Below are 21554 nucleotides of genomic sequence, written 5' to 3'. Positions count from 1 at the left end.
ACAATAATTCCGGGCGTGGCCGCTGCGGCGCTCGCCTTATGTGCGGCGCCGGCGTTGGCGCAGGATATGGATCATTCTGGGCATGGAGAGCATTCGCAATCGATGCAGATGGACCATTCGGCGCAGGGCATGAACCATGCGGATCATATGGCGGCCATGAACGACGACGTCGCGGGGGCGGAGGCTGCTCTCACAGCGTATCGCAACGCGCTGAAGGCGCGCGATGCTGAGGCCATGATAGCCCTGTTTGCGGAAGAATCCTTCGTTTACGAGAACGGAAAGGATGAAGGCAGCTTCGCCAATTACATGGCGCATCACCTGGGGCCTGAACTGGACGCGATCACCAGCTTCACCTTCGGTGAGCCGACCGTCGCGGTCACCCGGATGGGACACATGGCTTACGGCCGGGAAACCTATACCTACCGGATCGAACTGACGGACGGACGGGTGATCGATCGCGAAGGCGTAGCGACATCGGTGCTCACGCACGACGCCAATGGCTGGAAGATCGTACAATACCATTCATCGTCGCGTCCTCCCCGCAACCAATAAGATCTCATGGCGTCGGTTCCGGCTTCGCGAAAGCCGTCACGCAAGCTTCGGCTGCACATATTCGGTAGCAAGCTGCACAAATGGCTCGCACTGTTTGTCGGCGTGCAGGTACTATTGTGGATGGGAACCGGCGCGATCATGTCCTTTCTCAAGATTGAGCAAGTTCGGTCCGAGCACGTCATATCGCGCGAGGCCGAAACGCTCGATCCTGAGTTTTCAGCGCCGCGATGGTTGATGGATCGACAAGGCATCGTTGCCGTAACGACCAAATCCGTAGCGGGCCGCCCTCTCGTCCAGATCGAGCGTAGCGATGGCTCGACGACGCTTCATCAGACTGAGACCGGGACGAGGGTTTCTCCCTTGTCGAGTGCTGATGCCCGGGCCATCGCTTTGCGCGCCTGGACTGGGCCCGAGACCTTGATCGCCAATTCGAAGCTGATCGAAACCGAGGTGGGAACAGAGTTCCGCGGGCCATTTCCAGCGTGGCAAATCACCTTCTCCGATCCAGACGGGACGAGGCTCTACATCGATGCCTCGAGCGGCGCGATCCTCGCCGCAAGAAGCGATACCTGGCGCTTTTTCGACTTCGTCTGGGGACTGCACATCATGGACTGGACCGAGCGGGACCGGATCAACAGCTGGTGGCTGCTGCTGTTCGGGATCGGCGGGACGGTGATCGCGTTGTCGGGCTTTGTCCTCTTGGCCAACCGGTTCCCAAAACTGCGCCGCAGAAAAGTGAAGCGTACTTCGCAAGATTCCCATCGCTTCAGACGCTGTGGAAACTCTAAATGGTGACGGGCTCCGAGTCAGCCCTCCGATGCGCCGGAAGCGGCCGACTTGCTTGATGCGCCCGCTCGAGGTTTTATTCGCCAAGATAGCTGTCTACGTGGCTCACGGCAAGGATGCACTACCTTCCTGCAATGCCTGCGCCCAATGTTTTGAAATATTCCAGGAGCCGCAGCGTCCTTTGGTATAACCCCCAAAATGCCGCCAGGAGACCCGATGCAAGACAAGTCAAAAGCGCTCCAGGCGGCGCTACGTGCCAATTCCGTGTGTTCCTGCATTACGCTCGACCGGGACATGCTCGAGGCCACATTGAACAGCCAGACCGGACGTGAAGGTTTCGGGGAGCAGTTGGCGATCTCGCACCCGCACCTGTTCGCGAACTCGCCGGTGTTTATCGCGCCGGAGACAATGACGGTGATGACACGCGTCGTCAGGGCGGTGGAGACCGCCGCAGCCCTCGCGCAATATGGTGAGGCGGCGCAGAAGTGGGCACCGTCCGGCTCCGCCCCCGATCTGGGCCCTGCCGGTGCGCTGATGGGATATGATTTTCATCTTTCCGAATCCGGACCGGTGCTGATCGAGATCAATACAAATGCTGGCGGCGCGTTCCTCAACGCAGCTCTCGCCAAGGCGCAGCGTGTCTGCTGCTTCGGCACTGATGGCTCGAATGGATCAGAGGAAGATTTTGGACCGGCGATTGCGAGAATGTTTCGCAGCGAGTGGTTGCGGCAGGGCCGCACCGGGACACCCAACATGATTGCGATAGTCGATGACGCGCCCCTTGATCAGCATCTCTACCCGGAGTTTCTGCTCGCCAAGGCAGCGCTCGAGCGTCAGGGAATTTCGGCGGTCATCGCTGATCCAACGGCGTTGGAGGCTTCGGGCGGTAAACTTCTTGCGGATGGCTGCAAGATCGATCTGGTGTACAATCGTCTCGTCGACTTTACCTTGGATGAGCCGGACCATTCCGTCCTCAAAAGCGCTTATCTGAACAATCTGGCAGTGGTCACGCCAAACCCTTACGTCCACACCATGTTGGCCGATAAGCGAAATCTCTCGCTTTTGAGCGACAGCGCTCTCCTTACCCACTGGGGCCTGCCAAAGGAGCAAGCTGAGGTTCTTGGGACGACTATTCCTGCTACCACTCTAGTAACACCCGATAACGCCGCGTCGCTTTGGGCGGAACGTCGGCATCTCTTCTTCAAGCCGGCGCAGGGATACGGCAGCAAAGCCGCCTATCGCGGTGCCAAGCTTACCCGCAGCGTTTGGTCACAGATCCGGGACGGTGACTATATCGCCCAGCAATACGCGCCGCCGAGTCTTCGCAAGGTCAAGTACGATGGAGAGGCTGTGGACCTCAAGGTCGATGTGAGGCTCTATACCTACGCTGGTTCCGTATTGTTGAAGGCTGCGCGGCTCTACAGGGGGCAGACGACCAACATGCGCACACCGGGTGGCGGTTTTGCGCCAGTCCTGGAAGTCTGAATTTCAGCGAATCCTCTTCGTGCTCGCAAGTTGTGGTGTTCCCTGGGGAAGGCCTCCAGCTGTTCGGATGGGTATGAGCGGCCATACCCGCCCGCTCGCTACGCTTGTTGGCCCCGGCAGCGGCATTTCGACAGCGAGCGATGAGTGCGAGTTCGGCCCTCGGTAAGGGCTCCCGTGCCCTTGTCAAAAGCGGCGTCTTGAAGGTCCACAGGCCCGACAGGGACGGTGTGTAAGATCGAATCGAGTGAAACGTCAAAGACAACAGGGTATGCTTTTTGATCCAGCGCAAGCGCTCGATTGCAACCGGACCAGGATGATCAGATGAAGTCGGTTTTGCTCCACATAAACCAGGATCCTGGCCAGGCCGCACGGTTAGCTGCTGCCATGGAAGTCGTCCGCGCCCACAACGGGCAGCTGATCTGTTTGCAGGCAAGCCCTCTCGATGCGTATTTCTTTGTCGGCGATCCGTTTGGAGGGTCATACGTTCCTTCCGGCATCTTCGAGACTTTTCGCCAAAACGAGAAACTTGAACAGGTGCGGATCGAAGATACGCTCAAACGGGAGGGAATCGATTGGCAATGGCTTCACGCCGAGGGATCAGCGGCTCAGACCATCATCGAACACGCGAAGTTTGCCGACCTTATCGTTCTAAGCCAACCCGAAGAGAAGGAAACGATGCTCCCGCGCAGGGCGCCACTCGCCGCCGACGTGGCGCTCCATGTTCAATCGCCCGTACTACTCGTGCCGACTGCCGGGCAGCGCTTTACCAACAGCAATGCTGCCATGATCGCCTGGAATGGCTCCCCAGAGGCTGCCAACGCCATTCGGCAGAGCCGTTCGCTTCTGCGCGCCGCACCCAAATTGCATATCGTAAGTGTCAGTGAGAAGGGGAAGAAACCTTCTTTGGACGCCCTCAGCAATTACCTGACGCGATATGGTGTCACCGCCGAAAGACATGACTGGTCGCTCGACGGAGATACCGTGGCCAATGCGCTCATTGCGGCCGCGGCAAGCCTCGAAGCAGAATATATCGTGTTCGGTGCCTATGGCCATTCGCGACTCCGCGAAACTGTTCTGGGCGGCGTCACCCAGGATCTTATCACGACGAGCCCCGTTCCGCTGATTCTCGCGCACTGATATGATCGGCGTACGGACCCCGCCATATGCACATGGTTTTTCCTTACCAGCCCCTCAAGCAAGGGCTAATCGAAGGAGGCGGCGACTATGACCCCTGTCCAGCTCGTTCCCCGCGCGGTGGCCAAAGTCTGGGGTCGCCGTCAGCCTGGCTTCGGATTTGCGCAGGCAGCAAGCGGCGACGATCCGATCGGTGAAATCTGGTTCGAAGAACCCAACCACCGCTCAGGCGTCCTTCTTGTCAAATACCTGTTCACGAGCGAGCGGCTCTCTGTCCAGGTCCATCCAGACGATGCCGGAGCGCGAGCGCTCGGACATCCGAGGGGCAAAGACGAATGCTGGATGATCCTGAAGGCTGAGCCGGGTGCGCAGATCGGCTTGGGGCTGAAGGCAGTTGTCGCCATCGACACCCTGCGCCTCGCAGCGCTCGATGGAACTATAGAGACGATGCTTGATTGGCGCGAGGTGAGCCCGGGCGACGTCTACTATCTGCCCGCAGGAACCATCCACGCGATCGGTGCGGGAATTACCCTCATCGAGATCCAGCAAAATGTCGATCTCACCTACAGGATGTACGATTATGGCCGTCCGCGCGTCCTCCATTTGGAAGCAGCGCTGCGCGTGGCACGCCCTGGACCCTGGCAGGCTCCAACACAACCGTACGTTCTTGCCGATGCTCGCCGGATAGTCGCCGAAGGGCATAAATTCGTGGTCGAGCAATGGAGCGGAGCTCGCGCCGGTACACTCGCGCCCGGCACAGCGGCATGGATTGTACCGCTTTCAGGACACGGACGTATAGGTACTGCCCCTGTGGAGCCGGGCCAGACATGGCTGGCCGATGAGCAGCATTCCCTCGACTACAATGGCGAACTGCTCGTTGCCTATCCAGGCAGCAAGGTGACTGAGGGCCTCTGGGTGTCGTCACGTTGAATAAGCCAAATTGAGCAGCGCAGAGCCCTATTACCGATCTTGCCAGCCACTTCACTTGGATCGGCATGCGGAACCCTGATCACGAACCGGGCCTCTATCGGGCTCGGCTTTCGTTCCGAGATAGACGCCTATGCCGGCGAGGACCACGCCGATCATCACCATGAGAGTGAGCGGCTCGGCGAAGAAAAGGGCTCCGATCGTAATGCCCAGAAACGGCACGAGAAAACTGAACACGTTCGCTTTTGAAAGAGGCATCGAGCGCAGAGTCGTTTGCCACAGCCAGAAGGCGAGTGCTGTCCCTGGAAGTGCAAGGCCTACGAGGGAAACTATGAAGCCCGGCGACCAGACGACAGCACGTGGATGTTCGGTCAGCAGGGCGATTATCATCAGCGGAATGGCGCCGATAAGCAATTGAAGGCCCATCGCCATCGCCGCGTCGACCCGGTTGGCAAGTTGCTTGATTGCGACATTGCCAGCGGCAACACCGAGCGCGGCCAGAAGCACGTACATCACGCCAAGTCCGGTTGAGCGCTCGTTGCCGGCAAAGACCTGGGGGGCGGCGACGATAACGACGCCTAGAAAGCCGATCAGCAGGCCGGTCCATCCGCGCAACGCAAGGCGTTCCCCGATCAGGCCGTAGGCGAGTACCGCTGCGAAGATGGGTTGGGTATTGGCCACGACGGTTGCCAGGCCGGGAGCGACAAATTCGGCTGCATGGAACATCCCGAAGTAACCGAATCCGGTCATGCCAAATCCTGCAAGAGCGATCCACCCCCACTCCGCCCTGTCTTTCGGGAAGGGTTTGCGCAGGCAAAGCGCGACCAGAAGCAGCGCCGACCCTGCCGTAACGGCGCGAAGACTTGCGAAGGTCAGATGCGGGGCGAAAGCGAGCCCGATCGTGATCAGCGGGTAGCATGAGGCCCAAAGGACCATCACGAGAATGGCAGACAGCCTCGGCGGAATCAAAGCGTCATCGACCGGACGGTGTTCAGGGCATTGCATCGCCGCACAGGATATAGTGCTACCGCCACATTCGGGGTCCTCTTTGGGTACGCGCAAACCGCATCCGCGGTGCAGCAGCACGATGCTGGCCTAAATTCGATCGTCTGGAATCCACCGCTTCTCCTGCGCTCAGCGCCAATCAATACCGAAAAACCTGCCTTCACTGCATAGTGGCAAGTAGCCGGTCGATGGGGACGGTGGCAAATGTCGTGTAACTATCCGCAATTGCGTAGGGAAGAAGAAGCACCCGGTCATGCACCAGGCTGCCGCAACTATAAACCACATTGGGCACATAACCTGAACGTTCGTCCGCTTGGGCACGCAACAGCGGTTCGGGGGTGCGCGCCAGAAGTCTGGAGGGATCCTTCTTGTCGAGCAGGCACGCACCAATTGCGTAGTTTCGTACTGCACCGACGCCATGCGTGATCACGAGCCAGCCTTCGTCCAGTTCGATAGGCGAGCCGCAATTGCCGATCTTGATGAACTCCCAGGGATAGCGCGGCGAGACGACAGTGACGCTTTCGCCCCAATGGTGAAGATTGTCTGAGAGCGCCAGCCAGATGCTTTCGTCGTCGTGGCGGCACAGCAGTGCGTATTTCCCGTCTATCCGTCTCGGGAAAAAGGCGAGGCCCTTGTTGTTAGCCCCCGGTCCTTCCATTCTGTGGAGATTGAAGGTTCTGAAATCGTCGGTTGTGAGAAGTTCCGGCGCGATGGCCCGGCCGTCATAGGCAGTATAGCTGCCCAGATAGCGCGATGAGCCATCATCCTCGACAAAGCGAACCAGGCGCAGATCTTCGATGCCGTTGCGTTGCTGCGCCGTTACCGGGAAGAGGACACGTTCGGAAAGATCATCGCCTTCGTTGCAGACGATCCGGATGCTCCCATCGCTAGCGGATGGATTGGGATCCCGCTCGAGCCGGTGCGCGACGACCTGGCGGCTTGGCGCATCGATGGTGAGTCCGGTTTTGATATTGTAACTGCCGGTCCTAAACGTGACGGACGAAATATGCCCCTCCCCCACGCCGCGCAACGATAGCACAAATCGTAGGCTGCCTGGCGGCAGACCCGTCTGATCGGGATGCGGGACGGCACTCGGATTAAAAAGCGCCGCCGCCTCGTAGGAATATTCCTGGTGAAAGAACGCGCCGATGAGCAACGCCTGTTCACGCGTAGCGGAGCATTTCGCGATGATGCGACCGTTGATCTCCTCGAAGCGCGCCAGCAAGAGTTTCTCGACGAAGTAGCTGCGGTCTTCGAAAGGGAGCAATGTCTGCGCAAGGTAGGCCGAGACGGCTGCATGGTCCATCGAGAGCACCCTGTCCACGATGCGCTGCAGCCGCGAGCGTTCCGGCATGGTCAGGGCAAGGGGATCGTCAGCCGGGAAAAACGGCCGAATGACGACCCGCGATGCATCGGGATGCAATTCGACCGGCAGCCGCTTCATGATCCCGGGCTGCCCGCCGCGCGATCCAGTCGCTAATGATGGATTGCGCGTCATACGCATTCGCCCACGCGCAGCGGGACGGTTTCGGATTCGACGCGCTCGTTGAGCGCCTCATCCGCCCAGTGCGGATGCCCCTTCCGCGGATCGGAATAGAGATAGTCGCGCGTCAGGGGAACGGCGTCGCGCTCCTTGGCAAGCTGTACCTGGAATACCATCAGGGTTCCGTTACGGAACATCATCTCACAGGCAGCGAGATAATATTCCCACATCCGGCAGAAGCGTTCGTCGTAAAGTGCGTGCGCCGCGGCGCGCCGCTCCTGGAATCTCTCGTACCAGTGGCGCAGCGTCTCTGCGTAATGGAGGCGCAATATTTCGATATCGGTCACCCAAAGGCCGCTGCGCTCGATCGCCGCGAGTGTTTCCGACAGGGCGGGAACATAGCCGTCCGGAAAGATATACTTGTCGATCCACGGGTCGCGCCCGCCAGGCGGTTCCATGCGGCCGATCGAATGTACGACGGCTATTCCGCGCGGCGCCAGGTTCTGCTTGATCGCCTCGAAAAAGGTACCGAAGCTCGCCGCACCGACATGCTCAAACATTCCCACCGAGACAATGCGATCGAATTGCTCGTCGATTTCGCGGTAGTCGGCCAGTTTGAAGGCTGCGCGATCATCGACGCCCTGCTCGCGGGCGCGGTCCCCAGCGCGGCGATGCTGTTCCTTCGAGAGGGTGATCCCCGTCACCTGCGCATCGCAGTTCTGTGCCAGTTCGATCGCTAGTCCGCCCCACCCGCAGCCAATATCGAGAACCCGGTGCCCTGGCTGAGGCAGGAGTTTCTTTGCAATGTGCGAACGTTTGGCAGCCTGCGCATCCTCGAGCGTGTCACAATCCTCGCCAAAATAGGCGCAGGAATATTGCCAATCCTCGTCGAGGAACATTTCATAGAGCCCGCTCGATAGGTCGTAATGGTGCGCAACATTCGCTTTGGCCTTGGCCTTGCGGATGGGCCGCAGGACATGCGTCAAACGCCCCAGCTTCGTGCGCAGGCGCGCCAAAGGCGCTTCATCCAGCGCGGTCAGGTTCGATGAGACAACAAACAGGAAGTCGCGCAGCGTGCCTTCCTCGATCGTCCATTCTCCATTCATGTAGGCTTCGCCAAGCGTCAGCGAGGGATTGATGAGCAGGCGCAGCGGAAGGTCAAGCCTGTGCAGCCGTACGGTCACTCGCGGACTATCCTGCGGCGTGCCGAAAGTCATCCGGTTGCCTGCGGCGTCGATCAGCATGAGTTCGCCCCGTTTGACGAGCCGTCGAAGCAACGGAGCCAGAACCGCGAGCAAACGCCGGCCAAGTACGGCATGGACTTGTTTGGATTTGCGCATTTCGGCTCCCACCTTGCTGGATGACTTTCGAAAGACGCCGCCAAAGGCGATCTATTACAGGACATCGCTCCAAGGTAGTATGGCTTCAAGGCCGGTGCGCCCGGACGGCCAGTCATTATCCGGGAATGGCAGATTGAATGCGGTCGCCGCGTGAGCGGCGATTTTCAGGCATTGAGAATTGGTGCGATGTGGGCGCTTTCTTCGCCGAGGCGACCGCGCTGAAAGGGGCGCGCAACCCGCGAGCGTTTGGCGCTGTCGGCAATATTCGACCTCCCAGGACGGGCAAGCCGGGCAAGCATGCCGGATCCAGGATGCGCTCGCAGACTTCGGTAAGCGACAAGCTCTGCGCTCCGCATACTGGCTGCGCGCTCCCTATCGACGAGGCTAATTACGAGCAATCACTGCCGAGGAAACTCCCGCCAATGCTCCGCGCGGGGGTGGTGAAGCGTTCAAAGGAGAGGGCCGAAGAGCCGTGCAATGTTCTGCGCCAAGGTCGCGAGGAAGGATCGCCTCCTCCAAGCCACCAGGCTGAGCGTATCGCTAACGGCCAGATTGCGCTGCTGTTCCATCCTGAGATCGACAGCAACCTGTCGATCGTAGCAAACCAGGCTGGCCTCGGCATTGAGATAAAAGGAGCGCATGTCGAGATTGAGCGATCCGATGAGGACGATCTCGTCGTCAATACTGATGTGTTTGGCATGCAGCAGCCCCTCGCGGTAAAGATAGATCGCGACCCCGGCGCTCAGAAATTCTTCATAATAGGATCGCTGCGCCAAGCCTACGAGCCAGGAATCGCTAGCATGCGAAAGAATGATCCGCACTTCGACGCCGCGCATCGCGGCTGTTTTCAGAGCCTGGAGAAGCGATTCATCCGGAATGAAATATGGGGTCGTCAAAGTGACACTGCGCCGCGCGCCATGAACCAGGGCAACCACTAACGGACCTGCGCCCGCCAGGGGATATTCCGGACCGCTCGCCAGAAGCTGAGCGGCGTATTTGCCCTTGGCGCGCCCATGTGGAAAAAATTGGCTCCGGTCGAGCACCTCCCCTCGTTCGAGAAACCAGTCGGCGGTAAAGACCGCTTGCAATTCGAGCACGATCGGCCCTTCGACGCGCAGGACAAGTTCCTTGTTGATCAGGCCCGAGGACGCCTTCTTGTCGATAACATTCTGCGAACCGATGTAGCCCACCTGCCCGTCGATCACGACGATCTTGCGATGATTGCGAATATCCGCACGCACCTTGCCCAAACCTGGAAATGCGACGGGGAACGCGCGAGCGACCGCGACACCTCCCGACCTCAGTCTGCGCGTGACGGAAGATGCCCAGGAAAACGAACCCATCGCATCGATCAGCACGCGGCAATCGATCCCGCGCTTCGCGGCATGCAGCAGCGCCGACATAATCCGGTCGCCGCTTGCGTCATCCGCAAAAATATAGGTCGTCAGATGAACATGATCGCTTGCCTGTTCGATATCCTCAACAAGCCGATCGATTACCCCTTCGTAATCAGGTAGAAAATGGATTGCATTTCCGCCCAGCACCGGAAATCGACTGAGGCTTTCGACGAAACGCGTGGCTGATTCCAGATGACTCGACACCGCCGGCCGTAGGCAATGGCGCGAATGGGCGATTTGCCGGGCCGCGCGCGCAAGCAGGATTTGCCCCTCGACGAACCGCCGCCTACGCCAGCGCGGCGCCTTCGGTTGGCCTGCGATGAGATAGAATATAAACGTCGGGATCGGAAGAAAGAGAGCGAACAGAAGCCAGGTGCGAGCTTCCTCCGGCGAGCGCCGTGATGTGACAGTCACGAGCATGACAAGGCGGATCGTCCACTCCAGCGTCAGGTAAGCGAGCGGAATGGGATCTGTCAGGTTCATGCCGGGCCGGCCGCACTATCAGTGCAGCCGATCCGGCCATCCCAGAACCTGCCACCGTCAACGAGAATGCCCATTGGCGCCAGTTCCGCAAGGACGACAGATGAAAGGGCGACACGCCAGGATTTGGACGTGCCGCCCTTCCCCGTGCACGGGACGGAGGAGTGGGGGGCGTCCCGTGCCGGGCAGTCGGTATCCGAAGAAATTGGCAGCTCCGTGTTGTTTACATCTCGGATCCCACGCTACCGGGCCATGCGCACTCCGGATGAATAGCATTCCATTCTGGACCGCCTATCAAACGCCCACAGGGACGATTCGATGCGCGACTTCTTACAGTTGTCATACGGCGCGCGTCGCGCGGCGCGCGCTCTTCGTAAGGAAAAGTCTCACTCCGCGTCCTTGTCAATATCCAGGGGACGAACCTTGCCCGAGAGCATCGGCAACCGCCTCGCCCTACCACACAGACCGAGTGAAGAATCCACCATGCATCAAGTCAACGTCGTGAACGCCAGCCCTCAGATCGCCATGGTCGGCAGCTATGTGCCCCGGCAATGCGGAATTGCAACTTTCTCACAGGATTTACGCGGTGCGATATTGCGCAGTTTTTCCAAAATGGGTTGCAAGATGATTGCGGTCACCGATCAAGCTGGAGCGTATGATTACCCTGCGGAAGTTGGTCTGGAAATTGAACAGCAAAATGCCCGGACGTACACCGACGCCGCCGAGTATCTGAACTCCTCGCTTGTCGATGCCGTTCTCCTGCAGCACGAATTCGGGCTTTATGGCGGTCCGGCGGGATCCTATCTCGCGAGCTTCCTGCGCCAGCTTCGCAAACCTCTGGTCACCATCTTGCATACAGTTCTGAGCACACCGGATGACGATCAGCGACGGGTCATGGCCGAACTGATTAGGCATTCGGCCCGTCTCGTCGTGATGGCCGAAAAGGGCCGTGAGATGCTGGAACAGATCTATGCTGCACCGGCAGACCAGATTGCTGTTGTGCCGCATGGTATTCCCGACCTTGCTCTGTCCGATTCAGAGCGCGCGAAGCACGCGCTTGGCTTCGGCGGGCGCTCGGTTGCCATGACGTTCGGCCTGCTTTCACCGGGGAAAGGGATCGAGACGATGATCGCCGCGCTGCCGCAACTGGTCCGGACCAATCCCGACCTTCTCTATGCGGTCGTCGGCGCGACCCACCCGCACCTGCGCGCGAGCGAGGGGGAGCGCTATCGCGACAGTCTTCGCAAACTGGCGGACGAGTTCGGCGTAGCCAGCCATCTCCATTTTGTCGATCGCTATGTCGATCTGCCCGATCTGCTGCAGCTGCTCGCAGCCTGCGATATCTATGTCACGCCCTATCTTAACGAGGCGCAGATTTGCTCTGGCACGCTTGCCTATGCCGTTGGCCTGGGAAAGCCGGTCGTCTCGACTCCCTATTGGCATGCGCAGGAGTTGCTGGCGGACGGCCGCGGCATGCTGGTGCCGTTCAGCGACCCGCAGGCGATGGCCGGTGCCGTCGGCCGCCTCCTGTCGGACTTCAGCTTGCGGCGCCAGACCGAGGCACGCGCCTTTGCGCTCGGCCGCACAATGACCTGGTCGGCGGTGGCGCAACGGTATGCAATGATAATTGGCGATGTTGCGAACCGGCCCATCCCGCTACAACAAGCGGAACCCCACTTTGAGGCCCAACCACAGACATCCTTTTCGCAGGCCGGCTCCAGTGATCCCCTGCGCGCAGATGCGCCACGGCTTGTCGTGAATGGGCGAGTGTGAGGGCTGAATTGGAGATCGCCGGATCTGCGCCAAACGCGACCCCAGCGCGCGCGCATCTCGTTTTCGGTGGCTATCCCAATCTGAATTCGGATTTGAAAGAGCGTCCATGAAATCGATCGCCATATTTGACCTCGACGGGACTCTGGCTGAAAGCAAGCAGCCGATTGATGCCGAAATGGGTGGCCTTCTGGCCAGCCTGCTCGATCATATGGCGGTTGCGGTCATCTCAGGCGGGGACTGGCCCCAATTCGACAAGCAGCTGCTCGGACGGCTGCCCGATGTCGCTGACCTGTCCCGGCTCTTTCTCTTGCCCACTTCCGGAAGCAAGTTTTTCCAATATGAGCGCCGCTGGCGGCAAATCTATGCCGATGAACTGACTGAAACTGAGCGCAGCGCGATCTACGCAGCGCTGCAACAGGCAATCGCGGCGATCGGATTGGATGCCGGGCAGAGCTGGGGCGATCGGATCGAGGATCGAGGTACGCAGATCACCTTTTCCGGTCTCGGCCAGCAGGCGCCACTCGACCAAAAACGAAGCTGGGATCCCGATCTTCGCAAACGTCAGCGGCTCAAAGCTTTCCTCGAGCCAAAGTTGCCAGCCTTTTCGATTCGTATCGGTGGAGCGACTTCGCTCGATATTACACGGCGCGGCGTCGACAAGGCCTACGGGCTTGCGCGCTTTGCCGAGGTGGTCAGCATTCGCAAGGACGAGATGATGTTCTTTGGGGATGCAGTGTTTGCAGGCGGCAATGATGCGCCTGTCAGAGCTGCGGGAATCGCAACTGTGCCGGTTGCCCTTATCGGTGAGACCAAAACCGCAATAAGGACGATCATAGCCTGCGGCCCGCCGCTTTCCACACATTTCTGAATCTCGGAAACCTCCCAGCAAGCCGATCTTCCGGCCGCCCGGATATCGCAACGCGCTCGGGAAGGTCGGCTTTTGTCGTCCTTTCCAGCTTCCATGAAGTTTCACCCAGCTCGTCGACACGGCAAGTTGGCCGATCCGAGTGCGCCATCATCACCATCGAAGATTTCGAACCGCGCCCGCGCACCACGAGCCAGGTCCGCGCGCCGTGCAACAGGTGCTTGTGTAATTCCTGTGCCCTGTACGCGTCTCTTTTGATGGCCCATCTGAACCCTCGGCATGGGTCCGCGCGGCACGCAAATGGAAGGCATTTCCACATTCTCACGCTGAGAACATGGCTTTTCAAAGCTTCCTGGGTTCTCTGGACTCTAAGCTTCGCGCCTCTGATTCCTGTTCTCTGCCTCAGCGGAAGACCTCCGCGAGTTGTGCGCAGAATTACGCGGCTCTGGGCGCGAGGGACCTTGGCACTCCTTGCCGCGTGGACCGGTATAATACATCGCGTACACGGCGATTGCCATATTGCTCTCAGACCAGCCTTGATTCTGGGAAATCATCAGTCGCCCTGGGAAACGATTGCGGCACTCGTGTTATTTCCCGATCTGGCCATAGTCGCGAAGCAGGAACTTCTCAAAATACCCGTTCTGGGTTGGTATCTTCGATATTCTCCCATGGTCATCATCGATCGAGGCGACACCACCGGCTCGGTGCGAAGCATGGTGACAGCGTGCCGGGATGCTCTTTCCGACGGCCGATCACTGTTGATTTTTCCAGAAGGCACACGCCAACCGGTCGGATCGCCAATCATTTTCAAACGCGGCGTGGAACTGTTGTATCGTACGCTTGGCCTGCCCGCGCTTGTTTTCGTTCACGATTCCGGACGCTTCTGGCCGGCCGGATCTGTCCTGCGGTCCGGCGTCATTACAGTTTCGCTTCTACCTCCGATTCCGCCAGGCCTGGACGCTCGGGAGTTCTTCCAGCAATCGCAGCGAATGTTGGCGGATGAGGTCGCCCGTCTCGCCGGTTAGCAAGAAAATGCCGCTACCCAATTTAGCGGCTCAGAGTTAGGTGAAGTGGCGGCAAGTTTATTGGCCACTTTTACCGGATAATGTTCGTGGCCTCGGCATGATTTAGCCCCGCGCCGTGCGACAGTGATCGAACTGCCGGAGCCCGCGATCCATTGTCACGACGCCAGCATGAGCGCAAAGATGATCGTGCCCGAGGCCAGCGCGTAGATGAGCATCGGCAGGAAGGTGAAACGAATGATCGTTCCTTCCTCCCTGATCAGACCAACCACCGCGGCTGCGGCTACCACGTTCAGCACAGATACCATGTTGCCGGCATTCGCACCGAGCATTTGTCCGGCGAGCACCAGTACTGTTGGCATGCCGACCTGCTCAGCGGCCTGCGTCTGCAAAAGAGCAAATGTCATATTGCTGAATGTGGCGCTACCTGAAAGAAAACTGCCAAGGGCGCCAAGCAACGGAGCGACCAGCGGCCATTTCGTCCCGACACCGCCAGCGGCAAAGCTGGCAAGCTCCATCGGCATGCTGCGAAGACCAGCGTCGTTTACGCCTGACTGGATAAAAATGCGTACCATCGGCACCGCTGCGCCCAGTGCCATCGCACTCGTTCCGACGATTCGGGCAGCCTCATTGAGCGAAGTTCGGACCTGGGCAAGGTTCATCCGGTGCATGCGAAGCGTCAGCACGGCGATGACAACAAACATGGCGCCTGGCAGGTAGAATGGCGCGACCGAGACACTGATCTCTGTCCCGAAGATGCCGTTCCATTGAATGGAAACCTTGTTCAACCAACTCTTGAACGGCAGGATTTCGATCCGCGTAACGACAAGCATCACCGCGAGAAGCAAATAGGGTGACCAGGCACGCTTGAGTGACATCGGGAAGGCGACGAGGGCGCCGTGCTCTAAAGTTGGTCTCAGCCCTCCATCCGGCAAAAGCCATCCCTTCCGGGCAATCGGAACCATGATCGCTAGACCACAAAGAGCGCCGATGAGCGCGGGCAGCTCGGGCCCGAGCATTGCCGCCACGCCAAGTGCGGGCAGCGTGTAGGCAAAGCCGGCCGCCAAGGCGAATTTCCACGCCGCGAGACCGGCCTTCCAACTTTGACGCACATCGAAGAAACGCGTGAAGATCAGGATCATGATGAGAGGGATGAGGCTGCCGACAAAAAGATCTATCATCGCTGCCTGAACCGCGACTGCCTCGAGCATGGTTTCCAAACTTTGGTCACCGTCGGCCGCGATTGCCGCATCGACCTGTCCGTCTTCCTCCAGACCCTGCGCGAGGCCTATTGCGACGGGCGTGCCGATCGCGCCGAAGGAAACAGGGCTGCTGTCGGCAATCAGCGCAAGCACCACGGCTGCCATTGGCTTGAAGCGCAGAGCGACAAGCAAGGGTGCGGTGATCGCGGCCGGGGTTCCGAAACCAGCAGCACCTTCGAGGAAGGCCCCGAAAAGCCAGGCGATGACTATAATTTGCGCGCGGGGGTCAGGGGCAATGCGGGTGAACCCGTCCCGGATGACGGTCATGGCTCCGCCTGCCGTGAGAACCTTGAGCAGGAAAATCGCCCCGAAGACTATCCAGACGATCGATGCCGCGATCACCGTCCCCTCGGCGGCGGCAGCAAGAACCTGGATTACCGGCACACGCCAGATGACGACGCTCACAAGGGCGGTAACGAGAAGACTGAACGGCATCGCCACGGCGGCAGGCAAACGAAGCATGACCAGCAGTCCGAGGACCGCAATGAGCGGCGCAAGCGCGGCAAGGATCAAGGCTATTGTGATCGGGCCAGCACTCCCCTGCTGTCGGGCGTTGCACCTCCGGCGCCCATTGAGACGCTTGGTACGGATACGTATTACACTGGAACCGCGAGCTCGTGGGTCCCCTTATCCGTGACATCAGTCTTCCCGATCACGCAAGGTTGCCTTATGTTTGGGATCTTTGTCTGCGCGCGGTACGCACTCTAGTGTGGCATCTTTGGAAGTTCCCAAGCATGTGTCGATCGAGACGGGTCCCCGCCGAATGTGCGAGGGTCGATTGAGAATGAGCGCGTGAATTTGCGGGGGTAAGGTCAAATATGTGCTTTTCGGCCACAGCTAGTTTCACCGCCGGAGCAGCGTTGCTGGTTACCGGTGCATTCAGCATACGCCTTGCGCGGAACCCTGCCGAGCGGCCATATGCAGCGATACCGCTCCTGTTTGGCGTTCAGCAATTGATCGAGGGCGCACTTTGGCTGACATTCCCTGACAAGACGCAGCTTCTCAGTACCGTGCTGACTTATGCCTATTCGATATTTTCACACGTACTCTGGCCAATCTTTGTCCCGCTCGCCGTCTATTTTCTCGAACCTGTGAAATGGCGCCGCAAGGCGCTGCTGGTAGCGGTTGCGGGAGGAACAGCAGTGGGTCTTTATCTGCTCTATTTCCTCATCCGGCTTCCGATTGTGGCTACAGCTGCCGAGGGACATATCGACTACGTATCACCCCACTTCTACGTTAAAATCGTCATGGCTCTGTATATTTTGGGAACCTGCATAAGCCCTCTTCTGTCGAGCCACCGCTGGGTGCGATGGTTTGGCATCGCAGCGATCGTGTCGTTTCTTCTTGCCGGCATCTTTTACCTAACCTGGTTCATATCGGTCTGGTGTTTCTTTGCGGCGATCATGAGCGTGATGGTTCTGATGTTCTTCTTGCGGCGTTCGCCGGCGCTCGCCTCCGGCGCGCGAATGGACACAGCAAAATCCGAGCGCTTCCTCGCCGAGTGACGGAATGTCGTGGCGCTGGATCGGGGAAAGTTTACAGTCTTCCTGTTGGTGGAGGAGGGAGGCAAAAGCGATGCGGGGTGACGCACCTCAAAATTCCTGATGCTCCTTGATCCTTGTCGTCCTGGTATCTCGAAGACCCATTTGCAAGCAAGACGACCGTTACCGGGTCATAGATCGGCAGCGTGCGAGCAACTCGCTTCAATGGCAGCTATTCGAAAGGCTTAACTGTTGGATCACGAAATTCCCTACTTGAGGGAAATTTTTGTTTTCCTCGCGGCTGCCGGATTGGTGATCCCGACCGTCCGTAAACTCGGCGTCAGCTCTGTCCTCGGATTTCTATTTGCCGGTCTCCTGATTGGGCCGCACGGTCTGAATCGCATTGTCGTGGATGTGCCATTGCTCGCCTATGTCGTTATCGCGGATGTCGACGGTGTCCGTCGCGTCGCTGAGCTCGGCATAATCTTTCTGCTGTTCATGATCGGCCTTGAACTCTCAACGAGGCAATTGTGGGGGATGCGACGGATCGTTTTCGGTCTTGGCACCGGGCAAGTCTGCGCATCCGCTGCCATCATCGGGGCGATCGCCTACGCCTTTGGCAACTCCATGATCGCATCCGCCATTTTAGGGCTTTGTCTGGCATTATCATCCACCGCGCTCGTCATGCAGAGTTTGACTGAGACAGGGCGTCTTGGCACCCGGTCCGGGCGCGCAGCGTTCGGTATCCTCCTGTTTCAAGACCTCGCCGTCGTCCCCATCCTCTTTCTCGTAGGCGTGGCCGGCGCGGAAGGTAGCGAGTCGCTGGCCGGAGCCGCTACACGGGCGATCCTTCAGGCTGCTATCATTATCGCCGCCATTCTGGCCGTCGGACGCATTGCTATTCGGCCGCTGTTGCGGTTCGTCGGCGGCAGCGGCAGCCGCGAGGTGTTTATGGCCGCCGTCCTGCTGATTGTGCTTGGAACCGCTGCACTCACGGCACAGGCGGGCCTTTCGATGGCGCTCGGCGCATTTCTTGCTGGGCTGCTGTTCGCAGACACCGAGTATCGTCACCAGATCGCCAGTGATATTGAGCCCTTCAAGGGCCTACTCCTGGGCCTCTTCTTCATGTCCGTTGGCATGAGCCTTGACGTGAGTGCCGTCTGGCAGTTGCTGGGCTGGGTCGTACTTTCAGTGATTGGCCTCGTCGCACTCAAAGCTGGGACCCTGTTCGTGGTTTCGAAAGCGATCCGGCAGCCCGCCGCCGTCGCTGCGGAGACTGCGGTCCTGTTCTGCCAAGGCGGCGAATTTGCATTCGTCGTCCTCGCTGCCGGGCTTGCGGTCGGCGTGCTGGACCCAACTGTCGGTCAGTTCATGCTTATGGTGGTTATCTTGACGATGTTTCTCCCCCCGGCCCTTTCCGCCGCCGACCGTCTGCTGGGCCGATTTTTTGGAGAAGCGGGAGAATGGCACCCTCGTACCTGCCGACCTCGGGACAGGGGAAGCCCGCATGATTATCGGCGGCTTCGGCCGGATTGGGCATCTTCTGGCTGATCTGCTGGACGCTCAGCGCATCAGTTATGTCGCGCTCGATACCGATGGCGAAATCATCGCACGTCAGCGTGCGAAGGGAATGCCGGTTGTCGTTGGCGACGCCACTCAGCCGGATCTTCTTCCGCATCTAGGTATCGAGCGCGCTGCGGCGTTCGTGTCCACTATGGATGCGCCCGGCAGTGCCGAGCATGTTGTCGGCGCGGCTCACCAGCTCTGGCCGCATGTGCCCATCTACGCAAGAGCCCAAGATGCTGAGCATGCACGCCGACTGCAAGCACTCGGTGCGTCGGGGAGGGTACCCGACACCGTTGAGGCTAGTCTGCAATTGTGCGAAGAACTCCTGACCGGCATCGGCTTCCCCGAGGAAGCTGCACGTGCCATCGTCAATGAGCGCCGCCGATCTATTTGCGGCGCGAACCGTTTGAGCCGATTCCGGGCGACGCGGCGAGCTAATTGGTCGCGCCGCGATACCGTGAAAGAGCGAATCCGAACTCATGGTGTAATTCCGTCGGTGTTCAAGCGTCTTTGCCAAGCGAGCAACGAATCCGCAGTGCACGCTGCCGGACGAGAGAACGAAAAATCTTCTGGAGGTTGGTTTGGCAAATGTGACGCTTGAGGTCGGCGGCCTCTTCGAGGAACTCGATCATCTCGGCGTAGAGAAACAACTGGAAGCCGAGGACGGCGTCAGTCGCGCTGTCGCCAATCCGGCTTCGGGAAGCGTTACGATTGATTTTGACGAGGGTTTGACCAGCGAGGAAAAGCTGCGCCGGACCGTGCTCTCCTGCGGCTTCCGCTGCCGCGGCGCGGTCCATCCCCGACATGTCTGCAAGCCAGGCCCCGACCCGGTACCATCCGCTCATGCCGGCCACGAAAGAGTTGCGGCTGCCCGCAAGGCGCACGCGCAGGATGCCATGGCGCACGAGATGGGACACGGCGCTGGTGCCGACATGCAAGCGATGGTCCGCGACATGCGCAACCGGTTCTGGGTGGCTCTCCTCTTTACCATTCCGATCTTCGTCTATTCGCCAATGGGCGGCATGTTCACGCCGCCTGCTCCGCCTTTCGAGTTGGGCCTCGATCTGTGGCTGTTCTTCCTCGCGAGCGCCGCGGTCATCTATCCCAGCTGGCCGTTCTTCGTCGCCGCCTGGCGCGCGCTGCGCAATGGGATCCTCAATATGGCGGTGCTTGTCGTGCTGTCGGTTGGAACAGGCTATCTCTTCAGCGTCGGCTCGACCTTCCTCTTTCCCGGTGTGCAGTTCTACGAGGCAGTCGCGGTCCTGCTGGTCTTCATCCTGCTCGGCCACTGGCTCGAAATGCGCGCGCGCGCCGGGGCGTCGCAGGCGATTCGCGCACTGCTCGATCTCGCGCCGCCGATGGCGACCGTCATTCGCGATGGCCGCGAAGTGGAGATCGCCACCTCCGAAGTCCAGGTGGGCGAGACGATCATCATCAAGCCTGGCAACAAGATCCCCGTCGACGGGGAAATCGTCGAAGGAACCTCGCTGATCGATGAATCGATGCTTACCGGCGAGTCGATGCCGGTTAACAAGGCGGTCGGCGACGAAGTCATCGGCGCATCGATCAACAAGAGCGGCAGCTTCCGGTACAAGGCAACCAAGGTTGGTGCCGACACCGCGCTGGCCCAAATCGTCAAACTCGTCCAGGAAGCGCAGAATTCCAAGGCCCCGGCGCAGCTGCTTGCCGACCGCGCGTCGCAGTGGTTGGTCTTGATCGCGATCCTTATCGGACTGGCGACCTTTGCGACATGGTTCTGGTGGCTCGGCGCGCCATTGCTGTTCGCCGTCACGCTGACGATAACCGTCTTCGTCATTGCTTGCCCGGATGCTCTGGGACTCGCGACCCCGATGGCGGTCATGGTCGGGACCGGGCTCGGCGCGACCAACGGCATCCTGTTCAAGAATGCCGGCGCGCTCGAGGAGGCGACCAAACTCGACGTGATCGTGTTCGACAAGACCGGCACGCTAACCATGGGGCAGCCGCATGTGGTCGACATCGTCGCTGCGGAAGGCCGGTCCGACGAGGATGTTTTGCGGCTCGCCGCCGCGGTCGAGCGTGGTTCGGAACATCCGCTCGCACTCGCCATCCTTGACCGCGCAGGAGATCTCGCGCTCGACGACGTCCGCGACTTTCACAACCGGGAAGGCATGGGCGCAGAGGCGCTGGTCGGTGGCAGCACGGTGCTGCTCGGCAATCGCCGACTGATGGACGAGGAGAACGTCCCACTCGGCGCCTTGTCCGAGGCGGCGGACGAGCTGAAGGGTGCCGGACGAACGGTCGTTCACGTCGCGCACAAGGGCGATCTGGTCGGTCTGATCGCCATCGCCGACGCCCCGCGCCCCACCGCCGTTGCGGCGGTCGCGGCGCTGCGCAAGCGCGGGGTCGAAGTGGCAATGCTGACCGGCGACAATGAGGGCACGGCAAAGCGCGTGGCGGCACAGCTTGGCATCGGCACCGTGCTCGCCGACGTCCTGCCCGGCCAGAAGGCCGATAAAGTCAAGGAGTTGCAGGCGCAGGGCAAGCGCGTGGGCATGGTTGGAGACGGAATTAACGACGCGCCGGCGCTGACCCAGGCCGATGTGGGTTTTGCGATCGGGGCCGGCACCGATGTCGCTATGGAAAGCGCCGATGTCGTACTTATGCGCAGCGATCCTTATGACGTGGTCGGCGCTATCGTTCTTTCGAAAGCAACCTTGCGCAAGATGCACCAGAACCTGTTCTGGGCTGTCGCTTACAATGTCATTGCCTTTCCGGTCGCAGCGGGCGTCCTCTACCCGCTGATCATCAGCCCGGCGGTCGCCGCCATCGCCATGTCGGGGAGCTCCGCGCTCGTGGCCGTGAATGCACTGCTCCTCAAAAGGACGCGAATGGAAGGTATCGGCAGGAGCGTAGCGGAGTCCGGAGAAAGCGATCGGAGCTCCACGGCGAGCCCGATTCCTGCGTGATGTTGTGCTACCCGCAGCATACCGCTGGCGCATTGCCCCTCCTGTCAA

General features: G+C 59.8%; 17 protein-coding genes. 12 read left to right on the top strand and 5 right to left on the bottom strand.

Going from position 1 to position 21554, the window contains the following annotated elements; translation table 11 throughout:
• The first annotated feature begins 15 nt into the window (after positions 1-15).
• The 5 genes from A9D14_RS17825 to A9D14_RS17805 all read left to right on the top strand — a co-directional run bounded on the left by A9D14_RS17825 (position 16) and on the right by A9D14_RS17805 (position 4887).
• Positions 16-552 carry a YybH family protein gene (locus A9D14_RS17825; protein ID WP_232469178.1) on the top strand — a complete coding sequence of 179 codons (537 nt, stop codon included), beginning with the start codon at positions 16-18 and terminating at the stop codon, positions 550-552.
• 6 nt (positions 553-558) lie between these two features.
• Positions 559-1347, top strand: a complete 789-nt coding sequence (locus tag A9D14_RS17820) for a PepSY domain-containing protein (RefSeq protein WP_066850764.1) — start codon at positions 559-561, stop codon at positions 1345-1347.
• A 207-nt stretch (positions 1348-1554) separates the two neighbouring features.
• On the top strand, positions 1555-2823 hold the full coding sequence (locus A9D14_RS17815) for a hypothetical protein (protein ID WP_087910611.1): 1269 nt from the start codon (positions 1555-1557) through the stop codon (positions 2821-2823).
• A 321-nt stretch (positions 2824-3144) separates the two neighbouring features.
• Positions 3145-3960, top strand: a complete 816-nt coding sequence (locus tag A9D14_RS17810; RefSeq protein WP_066850762.1) for a universal stress protein — start codon at positions 3145-3147, stop codon at positions 3958-3960.
• An 87-nt stretch (positions 3961-4047) separates the two neighbouring features.
• Positions 4048-4887 carry a class I mannose-6-phosphate isomerase gene (locus A9D14_RS17805; protein WP_083988186.1) on the top strand — a complete coding sequence of 280 codons (840 nt, stop codon included), beginning with the start codon at positions 4048-4050 and terminating at the stop codon, positions 4885-4887.
• A gap of 51 nt (positions 4888-4938) precedes the next feature.
• Here A9D14_RS17805 and A9D14_RS17800 read toward each other — a convergent pair whose 3' ends face one another.
• From A9D14_RS17800 to cls, 4 genes are all read right to left on the bottom strand, one after another.
• A complete protein-coding gene (locus A9D14_RS17800) occupies positions 4939-5889 on the bottom strand; it encodes a DMT family transporter (protein WP_198302102.1) in 951 nt (316 codons plus the stop codon).
• 160 nt (positions 5890-6049) lie between these two features.
• Complete coding sequence (locus A9D14_RS17795; RefSeq protein WP_232469176.1) at positions 6050-7387, bottom strand: glycoside hydrolase family 130 protein; 1338 nt, start codon at positions 7385-7387, stop codon at positions 6050-6052.
• Positions 7384-8712: an SAM-dependent methyltransferase gene (locus tag A9D14_RS17790; protein ID WP_083988184.1), complete on the bottom strand. Its 1329-nt coding sequence runs from the start codon at positions 8710-8712 to the stop codon at positions 7384-7386. The genes A9D14_RS17795 and A9D14_RS17790 overlap by 4 nt, the downstream gene beginning before the upstream one ends.
• 449 nt (positions 8713-9161) lie before the next feature.
• Positions 9162-10592: a cardiolipin synthase gene (gene cls, locus A9D14_RS17785; RefSeq protein WP_066850758.1), complete on the bottom strand. Its 1431-nt coding sequence runs from the start codon at positions 10590-10592 to the stop codon at positions 9162-9164.
• A gap of 480 nt (positions 10593-11072) precedes the next feature.
• Between cls and A9D14_RS17780 the strand changes: the two genes are divergently transcribed.
• The 3 genes from A9D14_RS17780 (at position 11073) to A9D14_RS17770 (ending at position 14252) form a co-directional block, all read left to right on the top strand.
• Positions 11073-12362 carry a glycosyltransferase family 4 protein gene (locus tag A9D14_RS17780; RefSeq protein ID WP_157668304.1) on the top strand — a complete coding sequence of 430 codons (1290 nt, stop codon included), beginning with the start codon at positions 11073-11075 and terminating at the stop codon, positions 12360-12362.
• Positions 12363-12468: 106 nt separating this feature from the next.
• Positions 12469-13230 (top strand): HAD-IIB family hydrolase, encoded by a 762-nt coding sequence (locus tag A9D14_RS17775; protein ID WP_066850756.1) that lies wholly within the window; start codon positions 12469-12471, stop codon positions 13228-13230.
• A gap of 458 nt (positions 13231-13688) precedes the next feature.
• Positions 13689-14252, top strand: a complete 564-nt coding sequence (locus tag A9D14_RS17770; protein WP_232469174.1) for a lysophospholipid acyltransferase family protein — start codon at positions 13689-13691, stop codon at positions 14250-14252.
• 155 nt (positions 14253-14407) lie between these two features.
• On the opposite strand, the gene A9D14_RS17765 is transcribed toward A9D14_RS17770, so the two are convergent.
• Positions 14408-16024, bottom strand: a complete 1617-nt coding sequence (locus A9D14_RS17765) for an L-lactate permease (protein ID WP_269769232.1) — start codon at positions 16022-16024, stop codon at positions 14408-14410.
• Between the two features lie 305 nt (positions 16025-16329).
• On the opposite strand from A9D14_RS17765, the gene A9D14_RS17760 reads away from it, so the two are divergent.
• The 4 genes from A9D14_RS17760 (at position 16330) to A9D14_RS17745 (ending at position 21506) form a co-directional block, all read left to right on the top strand.
• Positions 16330-17016 carry a DUF6629 family protein gene (locus tag A9D14_RS17760; RefSeq protein WP_066850754.1) on the top strand — a complete coding sequence of 229 codons (687 nt, stop codon included), beginning with the start codon at positions 16330-16332 and terminating at the stop codon, positions 17014-17016.
• A gap of 228 nt (positions 17017-17244) precedes the next feature.
• Complete coding sequence (locus tag A9D14_RS17755; RefSeq protein ID WP_066850753.1) at positions 17245-18543, top strand: cation:proton antiporter domain-containing protein; 1299 nt, start codon at positions 17245-17247, stop codon at positions 18541-18543.
• Positions 18500-19159 (top strand): NAD-binding protein, encoded by a 660-nt coding sequence (locus A9D14_RS17750; RefSeq protein ID WP_083988180.1) that lies wholly within the window; start codon positions 18500-18502, stop codon positions 19157-19159. Before A9D14_RS17755 ends, A9D14_RS17750 begins: the two co-directional genes overlap by 44 nt.
• Complete coding sequence (locus A9D14_RS17745) at positions 19140-21506, top strand: heavy metal translocating P-type ATPase (protein WP_066850751.1); 2367 nt, start codon at positions 19140-19142, stop codon at positions 21504-21506. Before A9D14_RS17750 ends, A9D14_RS17745 begins: the two co-directional genes overlap by 20 nt.
• Positions 21507-21554 lie beyond the last annotated feature (48 nt).

Origin of the sequence: Croceicoccus marinus, from assembly GCF_001661675.2 — a bacterium.
Lineage (GTDB): Bacteria > Pseudomonadota > Alphaproteobacteria > Sphingomonadales > Sphingomonadaceae > Croceicoccus > Croceicoccus marinus.
This window is presented reverse-complemented; position numbering and strand designations above follow the sequence as displayed.